We start from the raw sequence: 19,935 nt of genomic DNA, 5'->3' as shown, positions 1-19,935 counted from the left end.
CTCTCCTCGTGCGGTGGGCCGTCGGATCGGCCGGGTCGGGGTGTGGTGCGCCGGGAATCAGTCCGCGGAACGCCCGAGTTCGGTGTCGATGAAGCTGAAGATCTCGTCCACGGAGGCCCCGGCGAGGACGTCGGCCACCTCGTCGGCGGCGTCGTCCGGGGCCGGCCCGGCCGCCTCCAGGCGGTTCAGGAAGGCGCGCAGCCGGGCGGTGACGGCGCCGCGGTCCGGGTCGTCGCCGGGGAGGCCGGACAGCAGCGGGTCCAGCCGGCCCAGTTCGGCGAGCAGGGCCTGACCCGGGTCCGGCTCCTTGGGCACGAGCCGGTCCCGGAGGTATCCGGCGAGGGCGGCCGGCGTCGGGTGGTCGAAGACCATGGTCGCGGGGAGGGTGATCCCGGCGGCGGTGCCCAGCCGGTTGCGCAGGTCGAGGGCGGTCAGGGAGTCGAAGCCGAGCTCCTGGAAGGGCCGTTCGGCTTCGATGCCGCCGGGTCCGGTACGGCCCAGGGCCGCGGCGGACTCGGCTGCGACCAGGGTGAGCAGCCGCTGCTCCCGCTCCAGCGGGCTGAGCGCGGCGAGCTGCCCCGCGAGGGTCTCGCCGGGCTGTCCGGGCTCCGCGGTGCGTGCCGTGGCGGCGCCGGTGCGGCCGCGCAGGCCGGGGAGCGCACCGAACAGGGCCGGGACCCGGGGCTGCGCCCGGAGGGCGGCGAGGCCCAGCGGTACGGCGACGAGCGCGGCGTGGTCCTCGCGTACGGCCCGGTCGTACAGCGCGAGCCCCTCTTCCCGGGTGAGGGGCCGCAGCCCCTCGTGGGCGAGCCGGTCCAGGTCCGGGCCGGTCAGGTGGCCGTTGATGCCCGGGGTGTCCTCGCCGGGCTGCCAGACGCCCCAGGCGAGGGAGGTGGCGGGCAGGCCGTGGGCGCGCCGGTGGGCGGCGAGGCCGTCGAGGAAGGCGTTGGCGGCCGCGTAGTTGGCCTGGCCGGGGCCGCCGAGCACGCCCACGGTCGAGGAGAACAGCACGAACGCGGTCAGGTCCGCATCGCGGGTCAGCTCGTGCAGGTGCCGGGCGCCGTCCGCCTTCGGGCGCAGTACGGATTCCAGCCGGGTGGGCGTGAGTTCGTGGAGCAGGGCGTTGTCGAGGACTCCGGCCGCGTGCACCACGGCGGTCAGCGGGTGCTCGGCGGGGATCGCGGCCAGCACGGCCGCGAGCGCGTCCCGGTCGGTGACGTCACAGGCCACGGCCTCGGCGTACGCGCCGAGTTCCTCCAGGTCGGCGATGAGCTGCTTGGCGCCGTCGGCGGTCTCGCCCCGGCGGGACAGCAGCAGGAGCCGTCGTACGCCCTGGTCGGCGACCAGCTGCCGGGCGACGGCGGCGCCGAGCATGCCGGTGCCTCCGGTGATCAGGACGGTGCCGGTGGCGGCCGGGGCTTCGGGGGCGGACTGCGGCTCGGCGACGCGGAGCAGGCGCGGGACGAGGACCGTACGGCCGCGCAGTGCGGCCTGCGGTTCCCCGGCCGCGAGGACTTCGGCGTACCGGTCGGGGTGCTGGTCGGGGTGCTGGTCCGGGCCGTCGTCGACGAGGACGATGCGGCCGGGGGCCTCCGACTGGGCGGAGCGCAGCAGGCCCCAGACGGCGGCGCCCGCGAGGTCGGTGACGTCCTCGCCGTCGGCGACGGCCACCGCTGCGGAGGTGACGACCACCAGCCGGGTCTGCTCCAGCCGCTCGTCCGCCAGGAACGCCTGTACGAGGGCGAGGGTGTCCCGGGCCGCGGTGTGCAGGTCCTCGCCGGCGGGCCGGGGCAGCAGCAGGGTCGCCCCGGGGGCGGCCGTGGCGAGGGACCCCGGGTCGCGCGGGTCCAGGAGGTGCCAGACGACCGGGCCCCGGCCGGCGGCGGGGAGGGTGAGGGGCTCCCAGCCGACGCGGAAGAGGGCGTCCCGGCCGGCGGCGGCGGAAACGGAGGCCGGCGTGAACTGCGCGCGGGGCAGGTCGCGGTAGACGACCGAGTCCACGGAGGCGACGAGCCTGCCGTCGGCGCCGGCGAGCTGGAGCGCGTACGTCCGGTCGTCGATCTCCGTGGCCCGGGCGCGGACGGCCGGGGCGCCCGGCGCGTAGAGCCGTACGCCGTACCAGTGGACGGGGGCGGCCCCCGCCCCGAGGCCGGGCAGGACGGCGTCGAGGAGCGCCGGGTGCAGGCCGTAGCGAGGGGCCTCGGCGGCCAGCTCTTCGGGGAGGGTGGCTTCGGGGAGCGCGGCCTCGAACCAGTCGGCGGCCGGGGCGGCGGCCACGGCCTCCTCCCGGTAGTAGCCCTGGGCGTGCAGGGTCCAGGGGGCGTCCGCGTCCGCGCCCGCCAGGTCGCCGGTGTCCGGGCGGGCGTACAGCCGGAAGCCGTATCGGCCGTCCGGGTCCGCGGCGGCCCGTACCTGGATCCGGACGGCGCCCTCCTCGGGCAGCAGCAGCGGGGCGAGCAGGTCGAGCTCGTCGACGACGGCCAGGCCGGCCGGCTCGCCCGCGTGCAGTGCCATCTCGACGACGGCGGCGGCGGGCAGCACCGGGGTGCCGTGGACGAGGTGTGCGGCGAGCCAGGGGTGGCTGTGCAGCGAGAGACGGCTGGTGAAGACGGTCTCGCCGGCCCCGGCGAGGGTCAGGGCGGGGCCGAGCAGGGGGTGCTGCCCGAAGGTGCCGCCGTCGGGACCGGGGCGGGAGTCCCGGGGGAGCCGGTCCACCCAGTACCGCTCGTGCTGGAAGGCGTAGGTGGGCAGGTCGACCCGGCGGGCGCCGGTCCCGGTGAAGTACGCCGTCCAGTCGACGGGGACACCGTGCTCGTGGAGCCGGCCGACGGCGGCGACGGCGGCCGCGGGCTCGGACTGGTTTCGGCGCAGGACGGGGAGCGCCGCCGGGATCCGCTCCCCCGCCGCCCCGGCGACCAGGGCGGACAGCACCCCGTCCGGGCCCAGTTCCAGGGCCGCCGTGACGCCGAGGTCCGCGAGGGTGTGGACGGCGTCCGCGAACCGGACGGCGCCGCGGACCTGGGCCACCCAGTAGTCCGCGGAGCGCAGTTCGTCGCCCACGGCGAGGGCACCGGTGAGGGTGGAGACGACCGAGACCTCGGGCGCGCCGTACGCGAGGGACGCGGCGACGGTGCGGAACTCCTCCAGCATCGGGTCCATGAGCGGGGAGTGGAAGGCGTGCGAAACCTTCAGCCGGGTCGTCTTGCGTCCCTGCTCCTCGAAGACACCGGCAACGGCGAGGACGGCGTCCTCGTCACCCGACACCACCACCGACTGGGGCCCGTTGAGTGCCGCGATCGACACTCGCCCCGTCAGCAGCGGCGCCACCTCCTCCTCGGTGGCCTGGAGCGCGACCATCGCCCCACCCGACGGCAGCGCCTGCATCAACCGCCCGCGCGCGGCCACCAGAGCCGCCGCGTCCGCCAGCGACAGCACACCCGCCACGTGCGCCGCCACCAGCTCACCCACCGAATGCCCGGCCAGGAAATCGGGGCGCACACCCCACGACTCCACCAGCCGGAACAACGCCACCTCCACCGCGAACAGCGAAGCCTGCGCGAACACCGTGCGGTTCAGGACCTCCTGGTCTCCGCCCCACACCACCTCGCGCAACGGACGCTCCAGATGCGTGTCCAGCTCCGCCACCACGGCGTCGAAAGCCGCCGCGAACACCGGGAAGGAGGCGTACAGTTCGCGCCCCATCCCGATCCGCTGCGCACCCTGACCCGTGAACACGAACCCCAGCCGGCCGGCCTTGGCGACGCCGCCGGACGCGCTGGTGAGGGCCTCCAGGAGCTCCGTACGGTCGGCGCCCGTGACCACCGCCCGGTACTCCAGAGCGGCCCGGCCCGCGGCCAGCGACAGGCCCACGTCCACCGGGGACAGCCCGGGATCGGCCGTGACCCGCTCCGCGAGCCGCGCCAGCTGGTCGCGCAGGGCCTCGGCCGTCTTGCCCGAGACCACCCACGGCACGACGGGAAGGCTCACGCCCGGCTCGGGGGCCGGCTCCGCCGTCGCGGCCGGTTCGGCGCTCCCTTCGTACTGTTCGATCACGACGTGGGCGTTGGTGCCGCCGAAGCCGAAGGAGGAGACGGCCGCGCGGCGCGGGGCTCCCGTCCGCGGCCAGGGGCGGGCCTCCTGGAGGAGTTCCACCGCGCCCGACTCCCAGTCGACCATCGGCGTCGGCTCGTCCGCGTGCAGGGTCCTGGGCAGCACCCCGTGGCGGATGGCCTCGATCATCTTGATGACGCCGCCGACGCCGGCGGCCGCCTGGGCATGGGCGATGTTGGACTTGAGGGAGCCCAGGTACAGCGGCCGGTCCGCCGGCCGGCCCTGCCCGTAGGTGGCCAGCAGCGCCTGCGCCTCGATCGGGTCGCCCAGCCGGGTCCCCGTCCCGTGCGCCTCCACCGCGTCGACCTCGCCCGCCGACAGGCCCGCGTCCGCGAGGGCCTGGCGGATCACCCGCTCCTGAGCCGGACCGTTCGGCGCGGTCAGACCGTTCGACGCACCGTCCTGGTTCACCGCCGAGCCGCGCAGCACCGCGTGGACCCGGTGCCCGTTGCGCAGGGCGTCGGACAGCCGCTCGACCAGCAGCAGGCCCACGCCCTCCGCCCAGCCGGTGCCGCCCGCGTCCGCCGAGAAGGACTTGCTGCGGCCGTCCGCGGCGAGGCCGCGGAGCCGGGAGAACTCCACGAACGCCACCGGGGTGGACATCACGGTCACACCGCCGGCGAGCGCCAGATCGCACTCGCCGCGGCGCAGCGCGTTCGCCGCCAGGTGCAGGGCGACGAGCGAGGACGAGCAGGCGGTGTCGACGGCGACGGCCGGGCCCTCCAGGCCGAAGGTGTAGGAGATCCGGCCGGCCGCGATGGAGCCGGCGCTGCCGCTGAAGAGGTAGCCCTCGTAGTCCTGCGCGGGCAGGTCGCCGCGGGAGCCGTAGTCGTTGTACATGACCCCGGTGAAGACCCCGGTCCGGGTGCCCTTCAGGGACAGCGGGTCGAGTCCGGCCCGTTCGAAGGTCTCCCAGGTGGTCTCCAGCAGCAGCCGCTGCTGCGGGTCCATGGCCAGCGCCTCGCGCGGGGAGATCCCGAACAGTCCGGCGTCGAACCGGGCGGCGTCGTAGAGGAATCCGCCTTCACGGGAGTACGAGGTGCCGGTCTTGTCGGCGTCGGTGTCGTAGAGCCGTTCGACGTCCCAGCCCCGGTCGGCAGGGAAGTCGGAGACGGCGTCCGTCCCGTTCTCCACCAGCCGCCACAGGTCCTCCGGGGAGGACACCCCACCCGGGTAGCGGCAGGCCATGGAGACGATGGCGATCGGCTCCTGGGCCTTGTCCTGGACCTCGCGCAGGCGCGTGCGGGCGTCGCGGGCGTCGGCGATGGCCTTCTTGAGGTACTCGCGGAGTTGTGCTTCGTCAGCCACGTGATTTCAGCTTTCGGGAGAGGTGGGTCCGGTCCGGGAGGGGCGTCGGGCCGCGGTCAGTCGAGGTCGTCGAGGAGCGCGAACAGCTCCTCGTCACTGGCGTCGTCGAGGCTGCGGCCGGCGTCGGCCGCCGCTTCCCCGTCGCCTGCCCCGGCCGGGGCGGTCCCGCCCTCGGCCGTCTTCAGCAGTTCCCGCAGCCGGGCCGCGACCAGGGCGCGGGCGCCGGTGTCCGGTGCCGCTTCGGCGAGGGCCGCCTCCAGGGCGGTCAGTCCGCTGAGGACGGGGTCGGCCACACCGGCCGGCGTGGCCGCCGCCGCTTCCCCGGCCGCCAGTTCCTCGCGCAGCAGGGCGGCGAGGGCCGCCGGGGTCGGGTGGTCGAAGACGAGGGTGCTGGGCAGCCGCAGCCCGGTGGCCCGGTTCAGGACGTTGCGGAGCTCGACCGCCGTCAGCGAGTCGAAGCCGAGCTCCTGGAAGGGCCGTTCGGCGTCGATGCCGTCCGGGTCTGGGTGGGCCAGGACGGCCGCGACCTGCGCCCGCACCAGGTCGGTCAGGGCCCGCTCGCGGTCCGGAGCGGCCAGGGCGGCGAGCCTCTGCGCGAGGGGGACATCGTCCGCGGCGGCCGCGGCGGCCGTGCGGCGTTTGGCGGGGCCCGCGAGGGCGCGCAGCACGGGCGGGAGCTCCGCGCCGCGGGCGCGCAGTGCCGCCGGGTCGATGCGGCTGACGGCGAGGACCGCTTCTCCGGTGCGGGGGGCCGCGTCGAAGAGGGCCATCGCGTCGGCCGTGGACAGCGGGAGCAGTCCGACCCGGGCGAGCCGGCGCAGGTCCGTGTCGTCGAGGCCGCCGGAGAGGGCGCTGGCCTCGGCCCACAGTCCCCATGCGAGGGAGCCCGCCGGAAGGCCCTGGGCGCGACGGTGGGCGGCGAGGGCGTCCAGGAAGGTGTTGCCCGCCGCGTAGTTGGCCTGGCCCGCGGTGCCGATCAGGCCGGCGACCGAGGAGTAGAGGACGAAGGCCTCCAGGTCGAGGTCCCGGGTGAGTTCGTGCAGGTGCCAGGCTGCGTCGACCTTGGGCCGCATGACCCGCTCCAGCTGCCCGGCGGTGAGCCGGGCGGCGACGCCGTCGTCGAGGACTCCGGCGGTGTGCACCACGGCGGTCAGCGGGTGCTCGGCGGGGATCGCGGCCAGCACGGCCGCGAGCGCGTCCCGGTCGGTGACGTCACAGGCCACGGCCTCGGCGTACGCGCCGAGCCCGGTGAGCTGCTCGGTCAGTTCGGCCGCGCCGGGCGCGGCCGGGCCCCGGCGGGAGAGCAGCAGCAGCCGTCGGGCGCCGTGCTCGGTGACCAGGTGCCGGGCCAGTACGCCGCCCAGCGCGCCGGTCGCACCGGTGATCAGCACCGTCCCCCGGTCCCAGGCGGGGGCCTGGGCGTCGGGGCGGTCGGTGGTGCGGGCGAGGCGGGGGGCGAGGAGGCGCCCGTCGCGGACGGCCACCTGGGCCTCCCCGGTGGCGACTGCCGCCGCCACGTCGGCGTCGGTGCCGTTGCCGTTGCCCGTGGCCGCCGGGTCGAGGTCGACGAGGACGATCCGGCCCGGGTTCTCGGCCTGGGCCGACCGGAGCAGGCCCCAGACGCCCGCGTGGACGAGGTCCGTGACGTCCTCCGGGCCGGCGGCGACCGCGCCGCGCGTGGTGACGACGAGGGTGCTCCCGGCGAACCGGTCCTCGGCCAGCCAGCTCTGGAGCGTCTCCAGTACCCGCCGGGTCGCGGCGCGGACCCGCTCCGGGAGCGCGCCCTGCGCGTCCGCGGCGGTGGCGGGCTCCAGCGCCAGCAGCACCACGGCGGGCACCGACGGGCCGTCGGCGAGGTCCGCGAGGTCCGCGACGCCGCCGACCGGCACCGGCCACCCGGCGGCCTCGGCGGGAGTTCCCGCCGAGGCGGACGGCAGCTGCGTCCAGACGACCCCGAACAGGCCGTCCCGGGCCGGGTTCGCGGCCTCCCGCAGCGCCTCCTTCGACAGGGGGCGCAGCAGCAGCGACTCGGCGGCGGCGACCGGGGCGCCGGCCGCGTCGGCCACGGTGAGGGCGGCGGTCAGCGAGCCGTCGCCCGGGGTGGCCAGGGCCAGGCGGACCCGGAGCCGGCTCGCCCCGGTGGCGTACAGGCTCACGCCCGACCAGGCGAACGGCAACCAGGACGTGCCCTCCGGCTCCACGACCCCCGGCAGCAGCGGGTGCAGCGCGGCGTCGAGCAGGGCGGGGTGCAGGCCGAACGCGGTTGCCCCGGCGCGCAGTTCGTCCGCGAGGGCGACCTCCGCGTAGAGGGCGTCGGCGTCCCGCCAGACCCGGTGCAGGCCCTGGAAGGCGGGGCCGTAGCCGTAGCCCCGGTCGGCGAGCCGGTCGTAGGCCCCCGTGAGGTCCACCTCGGTGGCGCCGGGCGGCGGCCAGGCCGTCAGGGTCCCGGCCTCGGCGGCGCCGGTGACCAGCAGGCCCTCGGCGTGCAGCAGCCAGGGCTGCCGGGCGTCGGAATCGTCCGCGCGGGAGTACACGGTGACGGGCCGGGCCTCGGTGGCGTCGGCCTCGCCGACGACCACCTGGAGCTGTACGGCGCCCCGCTCGGGCAGCACCAGCGGCGCGGCGAGGGTCAGGTCCTCGACCCGGTCGGCGCCGACCGGCTCCCCGGCCCGCAGCGCGAGTTCGAGCAGCGCGGTGGCGGGCAGCAGCACGGTGCCGTGCACGGCGTGGCCGGCCAGCCAGGGGTGGGAGCGCAGCGAGACCCGGCCGGTCAGCAGGTACGCGTCGCGGTCGGCGACCCGTACGGCCGCGCCGAGCAGCGGGTGCCCGGCGTCGGCGAGGCCGAGACCGGCCGCGTCGGCCGTGGCGGTGTCCGCCTCCAGCCAGTACCGGCCGGGCCGGAAGGCGTACGTGGGCAGGTCCACCCGGCGGGCGCCGGGGAAGACGGCCCGCCAGTCGGTGTCCGCGCCGCGCAGCCGCGCCTGGGCGACGGCGGCGGCGACGGTCGCCGCCTCGGGGCGCCCGGACCGCAGCATAGGAACGCTCAGCGCGGGCGCCTCGGCCAGGCAGTCCTGAGTCATGGCGGTCAGTACCCCGTCGGGGCCGAACTCGATGAATTCGGTGACGCCTTCGGCCTCCAGGGTGCGGATGCCGTCGTGGAAGCGGACGGCTTCGCGGATGTGCGTGGCCCAGTAGTCGGGCGAGGTGAGCTGCTCGGTGGTGGCGAGTTCACCGGTCACGTTGGAGACGACGGGGATGCGCGGTGCGCGGTATGTCAGCTCGACGGCGACGGCCCGGAACTCGTCCAGTACCTCGTCCATGTGCGGGGAGTGGAAGGCGTGGCTGACGGGCAGCCGCTTGGTCTTGCGGCCCTGCTGGCGGAAGATCCCGGCGACCTCGCCGACGATCGTGGCGTCGCCGGAGACGACGGTGGAGCGGGGGCCGTTGATGCCGGCCACGGCGATCGTGCGCGGGTCGTAGTCGGCGAGCACGGACCGGACCTCGTCCTCGCCCGCCTGGAGGGCAGCCATCGCGCCGCCTTCGCGGGCGGACTGCATCAGCCGGCCCCGCTCGGCGACCAGGACGCAGGCGTCGGTGAGGTCGAGTACGCCGGCCAGGTGGGCGGCGGTGACCTCGCCGATGGAGTGGCCGAGGAGGTAGTCGGGGACCAGCCCGTGGTGCTCGGCGAGCCGGAACAGGGCGACCTCGATGGCGAACAGCGCGGCCTGGGTGAAGGCCGTCTGGTCGATCAGGGCCGAGTCCGCGGAGTCCGCGGGGGCGAACAGCACGTGCTTGAGGGGGCGGACGAGTTCGGCGTCGAGGTGCGCGCAGACCTCGTCCAGGGCCCGGGCGAAGACGGGCGAGGAGGCGTAGAGCTCGCGCCCCATCCCGAGCCGCTGGCTGCCCTGGCCGGTGAACAGGAACGCGGTGCGGCCGCGCGGGCCGCCGCCGGCCCGGACCACGCCGGGCCCGCTCTCGCCACGGGCCAACGCCCCGAGACCGTCGAGGAGTTCGGTGCGGTCGGTGCCGAGTACGGCGGCCCGGACGTCCATCCGGGCCCGCCCGGTGGCGAGGGTGTGGCCGATGTCGCGCACGCTGGTGGCGGGGTGGCCTTCGACGTGGGCGGCGAGTGCGGCGGCCTGCCGGCGCAGCCCGTCCTCGTCGCGGGCGGACAGGATCCAGGTGACGGGGTCACCAGGGGCGCCCTGGTCGCCCGGCCCGCCGCCCTGGAGGTCCGCGCCGGCCGGCTCGGGCTGCGGGAGCGCCGCGTCCGGGGACTCCTCCAGGATCACGTGCGCGTTCGTGCCGCTGATACCGAAGGAGGAGACGCCCGCGCGCAGCGGGGCGCCGGTGCGCGGCCACTCGCGGTGCTCGGTGAGGAGTTCGACCGCGCCGGACTCCCAGTCGATGTAGCCCGACGGGTTCTCCGAGTGCAGCGTGCGCGGCAGGGAGCCGTGGCGCATCGCCTGGACCATCTTGATGATCCCGCCGACGCCGGCGGCGGCCTGGGCGTGGCCGATGTTGGACTTGAGGGAGCCCAGCAGCAGCGGGCGGTCCGCGGGGCGGCCCTGGCCGTAGGTGGCCAGCAGCGCCTGCGCCTCGATCGGGTCGCCGAGGCTGGTGCCGGTGCCGTGCGCCTCGACGGCGTCCACGTCCGCGGTGCCCAGGCCCGCGTTGGCGAGGGCCTGGCGGATGACCCGCTCCTGAGCCGGACCGTTCGGCGCGGTCAGACCGTTCGAAGCGCCGTCCTGGTTGACGGCGGAGCCGCGTACGACGGCCAGGACCCGGTGGCCGTTGCGGCGGGCGTCGGACAGCCGCTCCACGAGGAGCAGGCCCACGCCCTCCGCCCAGCCGGTGCCGCCCGCGTCGGCGGAGAAGGAGCGGCAGCGGCCGTCCTCGGACAGACCCCGCTGCCGGGAGAACTCCACGAAGGTGTTCGGGCCGGACATCACCGTCACCCCGCCGGCCAGCGCGAGGTCGCACTCGCCCTGGCGCAGCGCGTTCGCCGCGAGGTGCAGGGCGACGAGCGAGGAGGAGCAGGCGGTGTCGACGGTGACCGCCGGGCCTTCCAGCCCGAAGGTGTACGCGAGCCTTCCGGAGACGACGCTGGACAGGTTGCCCGCCAGCAGGAAGCCCTCGAACTGTTCGGGGCTCTTCGCGAGCCGCGACGCGTAGTCGTCGTACATGGCGCCGGCGAACACACCGGTGCTGGTGCCGCGCAGCACCGCCGGGTCGAGTCCGGCGCTCTCGAAGGTCTCCCAGGCCGTCTCCAGCAGCAGCCGCTGCTGCGGGTCGGTGGCGGTCGCCTCGCGCGGCGACATCCCGAAGAACGCCGGGTCGAACCGGTCGGCGTCGTGCAGGAATCCGCCGTGCCGGGTGTACGAGGTGCCGATGTGCTCGGGGTCGGGATCGTAGAGGGAGTCCAGGTCCCAGCCGCGGTTGGCGGGGAACTCGGTGATCGCGTCGGTGCCTTCGGCGACGAGCCGCCACAGGTCCTCGGGAGAGCGGACCCCGCCGGGGAATCGGCAGGCCATGCCGACGATGGCGATGGGCTCGTCCGCGGCGCCGGCCGGCCGGCGGCGGGCCGCGGGCGCGGCGGTGGCGGGCGCGGCGGCCTCGGCCGTGCGCTCGTACAGGTGTGCGGCGAGCGCGGCGGGCGACGGGTAGTCGAAGACGGTCGTGGCGGACAGGCGGAGTCCGGTGGCGGCGTTCAGCCGGTTGCGGAGCTCGACTCCGGAGAGCGAGTCGAAGCCGAGTTCGTTGAAGGACTTCGCGGGGTCGACACGGGTGGCGGCCGCGTGGCCCAGGACGGCGCTCACGACGGACCGTACGAGGTCCTGTACGGCGGCCTCGCGGTCGGCCTCCGGCAGCGCGGCCAGCTGTCCGGCCCAGCCGGAGCCGCCGGTCCCGGCGCCGCCGGCCGCGGGTGCGCTGCGGCGGGTCCGGACCAGGCCGCGCAGCAGCGCGGTGGGCGGGGTGCCGGCGGCGCGCAGCCGGGCGAGTTCGAACCGGGCGGGGACGGCGAGGGCGGCGCCGTCGGTGAGGGCCGCGTCGAAGAGGGCGAGGCCCGCCTCGGGGGTGAGCGGGGCGACACCGGCCCGGGTCCAGCGGGCGAGGTCGCCGTCCTCCAGCTGGGCGCCCATGCCGTGGGTGGCGTCCCAGAGGCCCCAGGCGAGGGAGGTGGCGGCCAGGCCCTGGCCGCGGCGGTGTGCGGCGAGGGCGTCGAGGTAGGTGTTGGCGGCGGCGTAGTTGGCCTGTCCGGCGGTGCCGGTGATGCCGGAGACCGACGAGAACAGCACGAACGCGGCGAGGTCCAGTTCCCGGGTCTGCTCGTGCAGGTGCCAGGCGGCGTCGACCTTGGGGCGCAGTACGGCCGCCAGCTGTGCTTCGGTGAGCTGTTCGACGGTGGCGTCGTCCAGGACGCCGGCGGTGTGCACGACGGCGGTCAGCGGGTGCCGCGGATCGACGGCCGCCAGCAGGGCCGCCACGTCGGCGGGGTCGGCGGCGTCGGCGGCCACCAGGTCCACCTCGGCGCCCAGGGCGGCGAGTTCGGCCGCCAGGGTGTCGGCACCGGGGGTGCCGGGGCCGCGGCGGCTGGTCAGCAGCAGGTGCTTCGCACCGTACTCGGTGACGAGGTGGCGGGCGAAGAGCGCGCCGAGGCCGCCGGTGCCGCCGGTGACCAGGACGGTGCCCTCGGGGTCGAGCGCGGGAGCCGCGGCCTCGGCGGAACGCTCGCGGTCGCGGGCCAGGCGCGGGAGGTGCAGGGTGGTGCCGCGGACGGCGATCTGGGGTTCGCCGGTGGCGATGGCGGCGGCGAGCAGCGTCTCGGCGGCGGGGGTTCCGTCGAGGTCCACGAGGGTGACCCGGTCGGGGTGTTCGCTCTGCACGGACCGGACCAGGCCCCAGACGGTGGCACCGGCCAGGCCGGTGACCTCCTCGCCGGGGGTGACGGCGACGGCCCGGGTGGTGACGAACACCAGCCGGGAGTCCTCGTTCTCGGCGTCGGCGAGCCACTGGCGGGTGACGGCGAGCGCGTCGGCGGCGGACTGGTGGGCGGCCTGCGGGGTGTGCGGGGCCGGTTCGGGGACCCGCATGACGAGCGGGCCCGCGTCGGCGCCCGTCTCCGTGCCGGCGTCGGCCGGGGCGGCCACGGCGGGCCAGGCGACGTGGAACAGGTCGTCGTGGTGGGCCGCTGCGGCCGGGGCGACGCGGTCCTTGGCGACCGGCCGCAGGGTGAGCGACTCGACGGTGGCGACGGGCGCGCCGGTCCGGTCGGCGAGGTCGAGGCGGACGGTGTCGGCGGCGGTCTCGGTCAGGGTGACCCGCAGGGCGGTGGCCCCGGTGGCGTGCACGGCGGCGCCGCTCCACGCGAACGGCAGCCGGATGGTGTCCGTCTCGCCGGGCCGGGCCGCGTTCAGCACCAGGGGGTGCAGGGCCGCGTCGAGCAGGGCGGGGTGGACGCCGAACCGGGCGGCCTCCTCGTAGCGCTCCTCGGGGAGCGTCACCTCGGCGTAGGTGCGGCCGTGATCGCCCTGCCAGAGGGCGGTCAGGCCCTGGAAGGCTGGGCCGTACTCGTAGCCGAGGCCGTCGAGCCGCTCGTACAGACCGGCCGTCGGCTGGGCCACGGCGTCCGCGGGCGGCCACACGGAGGCGTCCGCGGCCGGGGCGGCGGGGGTCGGCGTGGCGTCGAGGGCGCCGGAGGCGTGCCGGGTCCAGGGTGCGTGGTCCTCGGCTTCGCCGGAGTCCGGGCGGGAGTGGATGGTGAAGGAGCGCAGGCCGGAGCCGTCGGTGGGGGCGACGGCGACCTGGATGCGGACCGCCTGCTGCCCGGTGAGCGCGAGCGGCGCCTCCAGGGTGAGTTCGGTGACGCGGGCGGCGCCCGCCTGGTCGCCCGCCGCGACGGCGAGCTCCAGGAACGCGGTGGCCGGCACCAGGACGGCACCGCTGATGGCGTGGTCGGCCAGCCAGGGGTGCCCGGCGACGGAGAGCCTGCTGGTGAGCAGGAGTTCCTCGCGGTCGGCGAGGTCGACGGCGGTGGCGAGCAGCGGGTGCCCGGCCGGGTCCAGGCCGAGGCTGCGGGCGTCGGTACGGGTCTCCGGCAGCAGCCAGTAGTGCTCGCGCTGGAAGGCGTACGTCGGCAGGTCCAGCAGGGTCGCACCGGGGTGGAGGGAGGCCGGGTCGAGCGGCGCGCCGAGGGTGTGGGCGCGGCCGAGGCCGGCGGCCAGGGTGGCGTCCTCGGGGTGGCCGGCGCGCTGGAGGGCGACGGCGGTCGCGGCGCCGGTGGTGAAGGAGCCCGCGGCCATGGCGGTCAGTACGGCGTCGGGGCCGAGTTCGACGAGGACGGTGGCGCCCTCGGTCTCCTCCAGGGTGCGGATGGCGTCGTGGAAGCGGACCGCCTCGCGGATCTGGGAGACCCAGTAGGCGGCGGTGGTCAGTTCTGCGCCCGCGCGCTCGCCGGTGACGGTGGAGACGAGCGGGATGCGCGGCGCGTGGTAGGTCAGCGACTCGGCGACCTCGCGGAACTCCTCAAGGATCCCGTCCATGTGCGGGGAGTGGAAGGCGTGGCTGACCTGGAGCGCGCGGGTCTTGCGGCCGCGCTCGCGCCAGCCGGCGGCGACCTCCTCCGCGGCGTCGGCGTCACCGGAGATCACCACGGCCGAGGGGCCGTTGACAGCGGCGACGGCGAGCCGGCCCGGGTGGGCGGCCAGCGTCTCGGTGACCTCGTCGCCGGTGGCCTGGATCGCGATCATGGCGCCGCCGGGGCGGGCGGCCTGCATCAGCCGGCCGCGGGCGGCGACCAGGCGGGCGGCGTCGGCGAGGGAGAGCACGCCCGCGGTGTGGGCGGCGGCGAGCTCGCCGATGGAGTGGCCCGCCACCAGGTCGGGGGTCAGGCCGTGGTGTTCGAGGAGGCGGTACAGGGCGACCTCAAGGGCGAACAGGGCGGGCTGGGTGTAGCGGGTCTCGTGCAGCAGCGCGGCGTCGGCGGTGCCCTCCTCGGCGAACATCACCTCGCGCAGCGGCCGGTCCAGGAGCGGGTCGAGGGCGGCGAGGACCTCGTCGAGGGCGGCCGCGAAGGCGGGCCGGGTGGCGTAGAGCTCGCGGCCCATCCCGGCGCGCTGGGCGCCCTGGCCGGTGAAGAGGAACGCGGTGCGCCCGGCCCGGGCAGCGCTGCCGGTCGCGGTCTGCGGGGCGTCGGTGCCCGTGGCGAGGGCGTCGAGGCCGGCGGTCAGTTCCGCGAGGGTGGAGCCGGTGACGGCGGCGCGGTCGTCCCAGGTGGCGCGGGTGGCGGCGAGGGAGAGGCCGATGTCGGCGGGCCGGGCGGCGGGGTGGTCGGCGAGGTGGTCGCGCAGGCGGGCGGCCTGGGCGCGCAGGGCGTCCTCGCCGCGGGCGGACAGCGTCCACAGGTGGTGCCGGCCGGGCGCGGTGTCCGATGCGGTGTCCGGCGCGGTGTCCGGCGCCGCGACCGTTTCGGTGGGCGGCTGTTCGAGGATGACGTGGGCGTTGGTGCCGCTGATCCCGAACGAGGACACCGCGGCACGGCGCGGGCGGCCGGTGGCGGGCCACGGGCGGGAGTCGGCGAGGAGTTCCACGGCCCCGGCGGTCCAGTCGACGTGCGGGGTCGGCTCGCCGACGTGCAGGCTGCGGGGCAGCACCCCGTGCCGGATCGCCTGGACCATCTTGATGACGCCGCCGACGCCGGCCGCGGCCTGTGCGTGCCCGATGTTCGACTTGAGGGAGCCCAGGTACACCGGGTCACGGTCACCCCGGCCGGTGCCGTACGTGGCGAGGACGGCCTCGGCCTCGATGGGGTCGCCGAGCCGGGTGCCGGTGCCGTGTGCCTCCACGGCGTCCACGTCGGCGGCGGCCAGCCCGGCGTCGCCGAGCGCCTGGCGGATGACGCGCTGCTGCGAGGGGCCGTTGGGGGCGGTCAGCCCGTTGGAGGCGCCGTCCTGGTTGACGGCGGAGCCGCGCAGCACGGCGAGGACGTGGTGACCGTTGCGGCGGGCGTCGGAGAGCTTCTCGACGACGAGCAGGCCGACCCCCTCGGACCAGGAGGTGCCGTCCGCGTCGGCGGAGAACGACTTGCTGCGGCCGTCGGGGGCGAGGCCGCGCTGCCGGGAGAACTCGACGAACATGCCGGGGGCGGACATGACGGTGGCGCCGCCCGCGAGGGCGAGGGTGGTTTCGCCGCTGCGCAGCGAGCGGATGGCCAGGTGCAGGGCGACCAGCGACGAGGAGCAGGCCGTGTCGACGGTGACGGCGGGGCCGAGCAGGCCCAGCTGGTAGGCGATCCGGCCGGACATGACGCTGCTGGTGGAGCCGGTGAGGAGGTGCCCCTCGACGCTCTTGGGGGCCTCGTGCAGCCGGGGCCCGTAGTCGAGGGCGGTGGCGCCGACGAACACGCCGGTGCGGGTGCCGTTCAGGTCCTGCGGGTCGATGCCGGAGCGCTCGACGGCCTCCCAGGCCGTCTCCAGCAGCAGCCGCTGCTGCGGATCCATGGCGAGGGCCTCGCGCGGGGAGATGCCGAAGAAGCCGGCGTCGAAGAGGGCCGCGTCGTGCAGGAACCCGCCCGCGCGGACGGAGCTCTTGCCGGAGCGCTCGGGGTCCTGGTCGTACAGGTCCTCGCCCCAGCCGCGGTCGGTGGGGAAGCCGGAGATGACGTCGGCCTCGTCGGCGACGAGCTTCCACAGTTCCTCGGGTGAGGACACGCCGCCCGGGAAGCGGCAGGCCATCCCGACGATCGCGATGGGGTCGTCGTCATCGGCGCCGGCGGCGGGCAGCGCCTCGTCCTCGGCACGGACGCCGGCGAGTTCGCCTCGGAGGTGGGCGATCAGCGCGGCGGGCGTGGGGTGGTCGAACAGCAGGCCGGTGGGCAGCCGCAGGCCGGTGGCCTCGCCGAGCCGGTCGCGCAGCTCCACCGACATCAGGGAGTCGAAACCGAGCCCCTTGAAGGGCGTACGGAGGTCCACGCGACGGCCCGGCGCGTATTCGAGGACGGCCGCGACGTGCGCGGTGACCAGCTCGTCGACGGCGGGCCCCGCGGGGGACACGGCGGCTTCGGCCGCGGCTTCGACGGGTGCCGCGGGCGCGTCGGCGGCGGACACCGGCCGGGGTGCGGGCCGGCCGCCGACCCAGTGCCGCTCGCGCTGGAAGGCGTACGTGGGCAGCGGGACGCGGCGTGCTCCCATGCCGGCGAGCAGCGCGGTCCAGTCCACGACCGCGCCCCGGGTGTGGAGCGTGGCCATGGCGGCGAGCAGGGTCTGGACCTCGTCGCGGCCCTTGCGCAGGGCGGGCACGGCGCCGCCGCCGGCGAGGGCGGACAGCACGCCGTCCGGGCCGAGTTCGAGGAGCGCGGACACGCCCGCGCCGGTCATGACGGCCACGGCGTCCGCGAACCGGACGGCGCCGCGGACCTGGTCGGCCCAGTAGCCGGGGGTCCGCAGGTCGTCGCCGGAGGCGAGGGCGCCGGTGAGGGTGGAGACCACCGGGATGCGGGGGGCGTGGTACGTCACCTCGGCGGCCGCGGCGCGGAACGCGTCGGCCATGGGGTCCATGAGCGGCGAGTGGAAGGCATGGCTGACGGTGAGCCGCTTGGTCTTGCGGCCTCGTGCCTCCAGCTCGGCGGCGACGGCGAGCGCCGCCTCCTCGGTACCGGAGATCACCACGGCCTCGGGGCCGTTGACGGCGGCGACCGACACCTCGGCCTCGCGGCCGGCGAGCAGCTCGGCGACCTCGGCCTCGTCGGCCTGTACGGCGATCATCGCGCCGCCCTCGGGCAGCGCCTGCATCAGCCGCGCGCGGGCGGCCACCAGACGGGCCGCGTCGGCCAGCGAGAAGACGCCCGCCACGTGCGCGGCGGCCAGCTCACCGATGGAGTGCCCGGCGACGAAGTCCGGGGTCACGCCCCACGACTCCACGAGGCGGTACAGGGCCACCTCGACGGCGAAGAGCGCCGGCTGGGTGTAGCCCGTCAGGTCCAGGCTGCCGTCGCCGGAGGCGATCACCTCGGCGAGCGGCCGGTCCAGCAGCGGGTCGAGCTCCGCGGCGACCGCGTCGAACGCGGCCGCGAACACCGGGAAGGCGACGTGGAGTTCACGTCCCATGCCGATCCGCTGGGCGCCCTGACCGGTGAACAGGAAGCCGGTGCGGCCGTCTTGGACCTCGCCGGTGACGACGCCGGGCGCGGGCAGGCCGGCGGCGAGCGCACCGAGCCCGTCCAGCAGGGCTTCGCGGTCTTCGCCGAGGACGACGGCCCGGTTCTCGAAGGCGGTGCGGGTGGCGGTCAGCGACCAGGCGACGTCCGCCGGGGTGTGGTCGGCTCCCCGCCCGCCGTCGGTGAGGTACGCGTGCAGGGCGGCGGCCTGGGCGCGCAGCGCCTCGGGGCCGCGCCCGCTCACCGCCCACGGCAGCCGCCCGTCGGGCACGGTGTCCCGGGCGGCCTCGGCGGCCTCCGCGGGCCGGGCGGCCGGGGCCTCGGTCAGGACGACGTGGGCGTTGGTGCCGCCCATGCCGAAGGAGGACACGCCGGCGGTCAGCGTGCGGTCGGGACGCGGCCAGGCGGTGAGCTCGCGCGGCACGGACAGCCCGAGCCCGGCGAGGTCGATGCCGGGGTGGGGCGTCTCGAAGTTGAGGCTGGCGGGGATCTCCCGGCGGGTGAGGCTGAGCAGCACCTTGAGCAGGCCGGTGATCCCGGCCGCGCCCTCCAGGTGGCCGACGTTGGTCTTCGCGGAGCCGACCAGCAGCGGGTCGCCCGCCGCGCGGCCCGCGCCGAGCACCTCGCCCAGCGCGCCCGCCTCGATCGGGTCGCCCACCGGGGTGCCGGTGCCGTGGAGTTCGACGTACTGCACCTCGGCGGGGCTGATGCCGGCCTTCTCGTACGCCTCGCGCAGCACCAGCCGCTGGGCGTCCCCGCTGGGCACGGTCAGCCCGGGGGTGGCGCCGTCGTTGTTGACGGCGCTGCCCCGGATGACTCCGTACACGCGGTCGCCGTCGGCGAGGGCCCGGTCGAGGGGCTTGAGGACGACGACCCCGCCGCCCTCGCCCCGTACGAACCCGTTGGCGCGGGCGTCGAAGGTGTAGGCGGTGCCGTCGGGCGAGAGGCCGCCGAAGCGCTCCTCGGTCACGGCGCTCTCACCGAGGATGTTGAGGTTGACGCCCGCGGCCAGGGCCATGGTGGACTCGCCGGTGCGCAGTGACTCGCAGGCGAGGTGGACGGCGACCAGGGAGGAGGACTGGGCGGTGTCGACCGTCAGGCTGGGACCGCGCAGGCCGAGGTGGTAGGAGACCCGGTTGGCGATGATGCCCCGGTTCACACCGGTCATGGTGTGCTGGGTGATCGCCTGCGGGCCGAGCCCGCTGACCAGGCTCGCGTAGTCGTCGCGGAGCGATCCGACGAACACGGCGGTACGGGAGTCCCGCAGCCGGGCCGGGAGGATGCCGGCGTCTTCCAGGGCCTCCCAGGCCAGTTCGAGGACGAGCCGCTGCTGGGGGTCCATGGCCTGGGCCTCGCGCGGCGAGATGCCGAAGAAGGCGGCGTCGAACTCGCCGAGCCCCTCCAGGAATCCGCCGCGGCGCATGCCGGGGTGTTCGGGCGCCGGGGCGGTGTCCCAGCGGTCGGCCGGGGCTTCGGTGACGGCGTCCGTGCCGCTGCGCAGCAGCTCCCAGAACGCGTCCGGACCGGGCGCCTGCGGCAGCCGGGCGGCGATGCCGACAACGGCTATGGGCGTATTCTCGCGAGGGGTGTTCATCGCGCTCGGCTGCCTTTCCTGACGCTTTCGAATCCTGGCGCTCCTGAATGCCGGGGAAAACCCCGGCCCATTCACCCTAGGCGGCTGCACCCAACCCCCTCTAAACCCCTGGTCACCCATCGGTAACGGCAAATATCGGACTGCGGGATGGAGGTCCTGTTACTGGCGGATGAGCCTGAAGTGGGGAGCACCTGGATACGCTCGCCGCACACTGCGCACACAGTTCAGAGCTCAGAATTTCCCGGCCTTGTGCCCGATGAAAGTAGGAGCAGCCCCGCCATGTCCAATCTCACCAGCGATGTCGAAAAGCACACCGCGCTCTACGAAGCGGCATTCAACTCGGGTGACGCCGACGCGGTGAATGCGATGTACACCGATGAGGCCGTCGCGGTCTGGGAGCCGGGAAAGCCGCTCTCCGGAGAGGAGCGCAAGAACGCCGTCAAGGAATTCCTCGCCAACAAGCCGAAGATGCGGGCCAAGCCGCGCCAGACGTTCGTGACGGGTGACACCGCCCTGCTGATCGTGGACTGGTCCATCGCCACGGTCGACGCGGACGGCGCGCCGGAACTGCTCACCGGCGTCGGCGTCGACGTCCTGCGCCTCGGCGAGGACGGCAACTGGCGCTACGCGATCGACGACCCGTACGGCGAGCAGGAGTAACCCGACACGACGCCGAAGCCGCGGGGCGGGGGCGCGGGGGGGCGCCCCCGGCCCCCGGGCGGGGCGGGGGCGGCTTACGGCGGGGCGGGCGCGGGGCGCCCCCCCGCCC

At 76.0% G+C, this 19,935-nt stretch carries 2 protein-coding genes and 1 pseudogene; 1 reads left to right on the top strand and 2 read right to left on the bottom strand.

Translation table 11 applies throughout. The features are described from left to right. Positions 1-57: 57 nt before the first annotated feature. Positions 58-5,412, bottom strand: a pseudogene (locus ACGFYU_RS22330) (SDR family NAD(P)-dependent oxidoreductase); the annotation flags it as partial. A 62-nt stretch (positions 5,413-5,474) separates the two neighbouring features. Beyond that, on the bottom strand, positions 5,475-19,166 hold the full coding sequence (locus ACGFYU_RS22325) for a type I polyketide synthase (RefSeq protein WP_393829053.1): 13,692 nt from the start codon (positions 19,164-19,166) through the stop codon (positions 5,475-5,477). 279 nt (positions 19,167-19,445) lie between these two features. On the opposite strand from ACGFYU_RS22325, the gene ACGFYU_RS22320 reads away from it, so the two are divergent. Continuing rightward, positions 19,446-19,826, top strand: a complete 381-nt coding sequence (locus ACGFYU_RS22320; RefSeq protein ID WP_393829052.1) for a YybH family protein — start codon at positions 19,446-19,448, stop codon at positions 19,824-19,826. The last annotated feature ends 109 nt before the right edge of the window (positions 19,827-19,935 follow it).

Source organism: Streptomyces sp. NPDC048337, from assembly GCF_043201175.1.
GTDB lineage: Bacteria > Actinomycetota > Actinomycetes > Streptomycetales > Streptomycetaceae > Streptomyces.
This window is presented reverse-complemented; position numbering and strand designations above follow the sequence as displayed.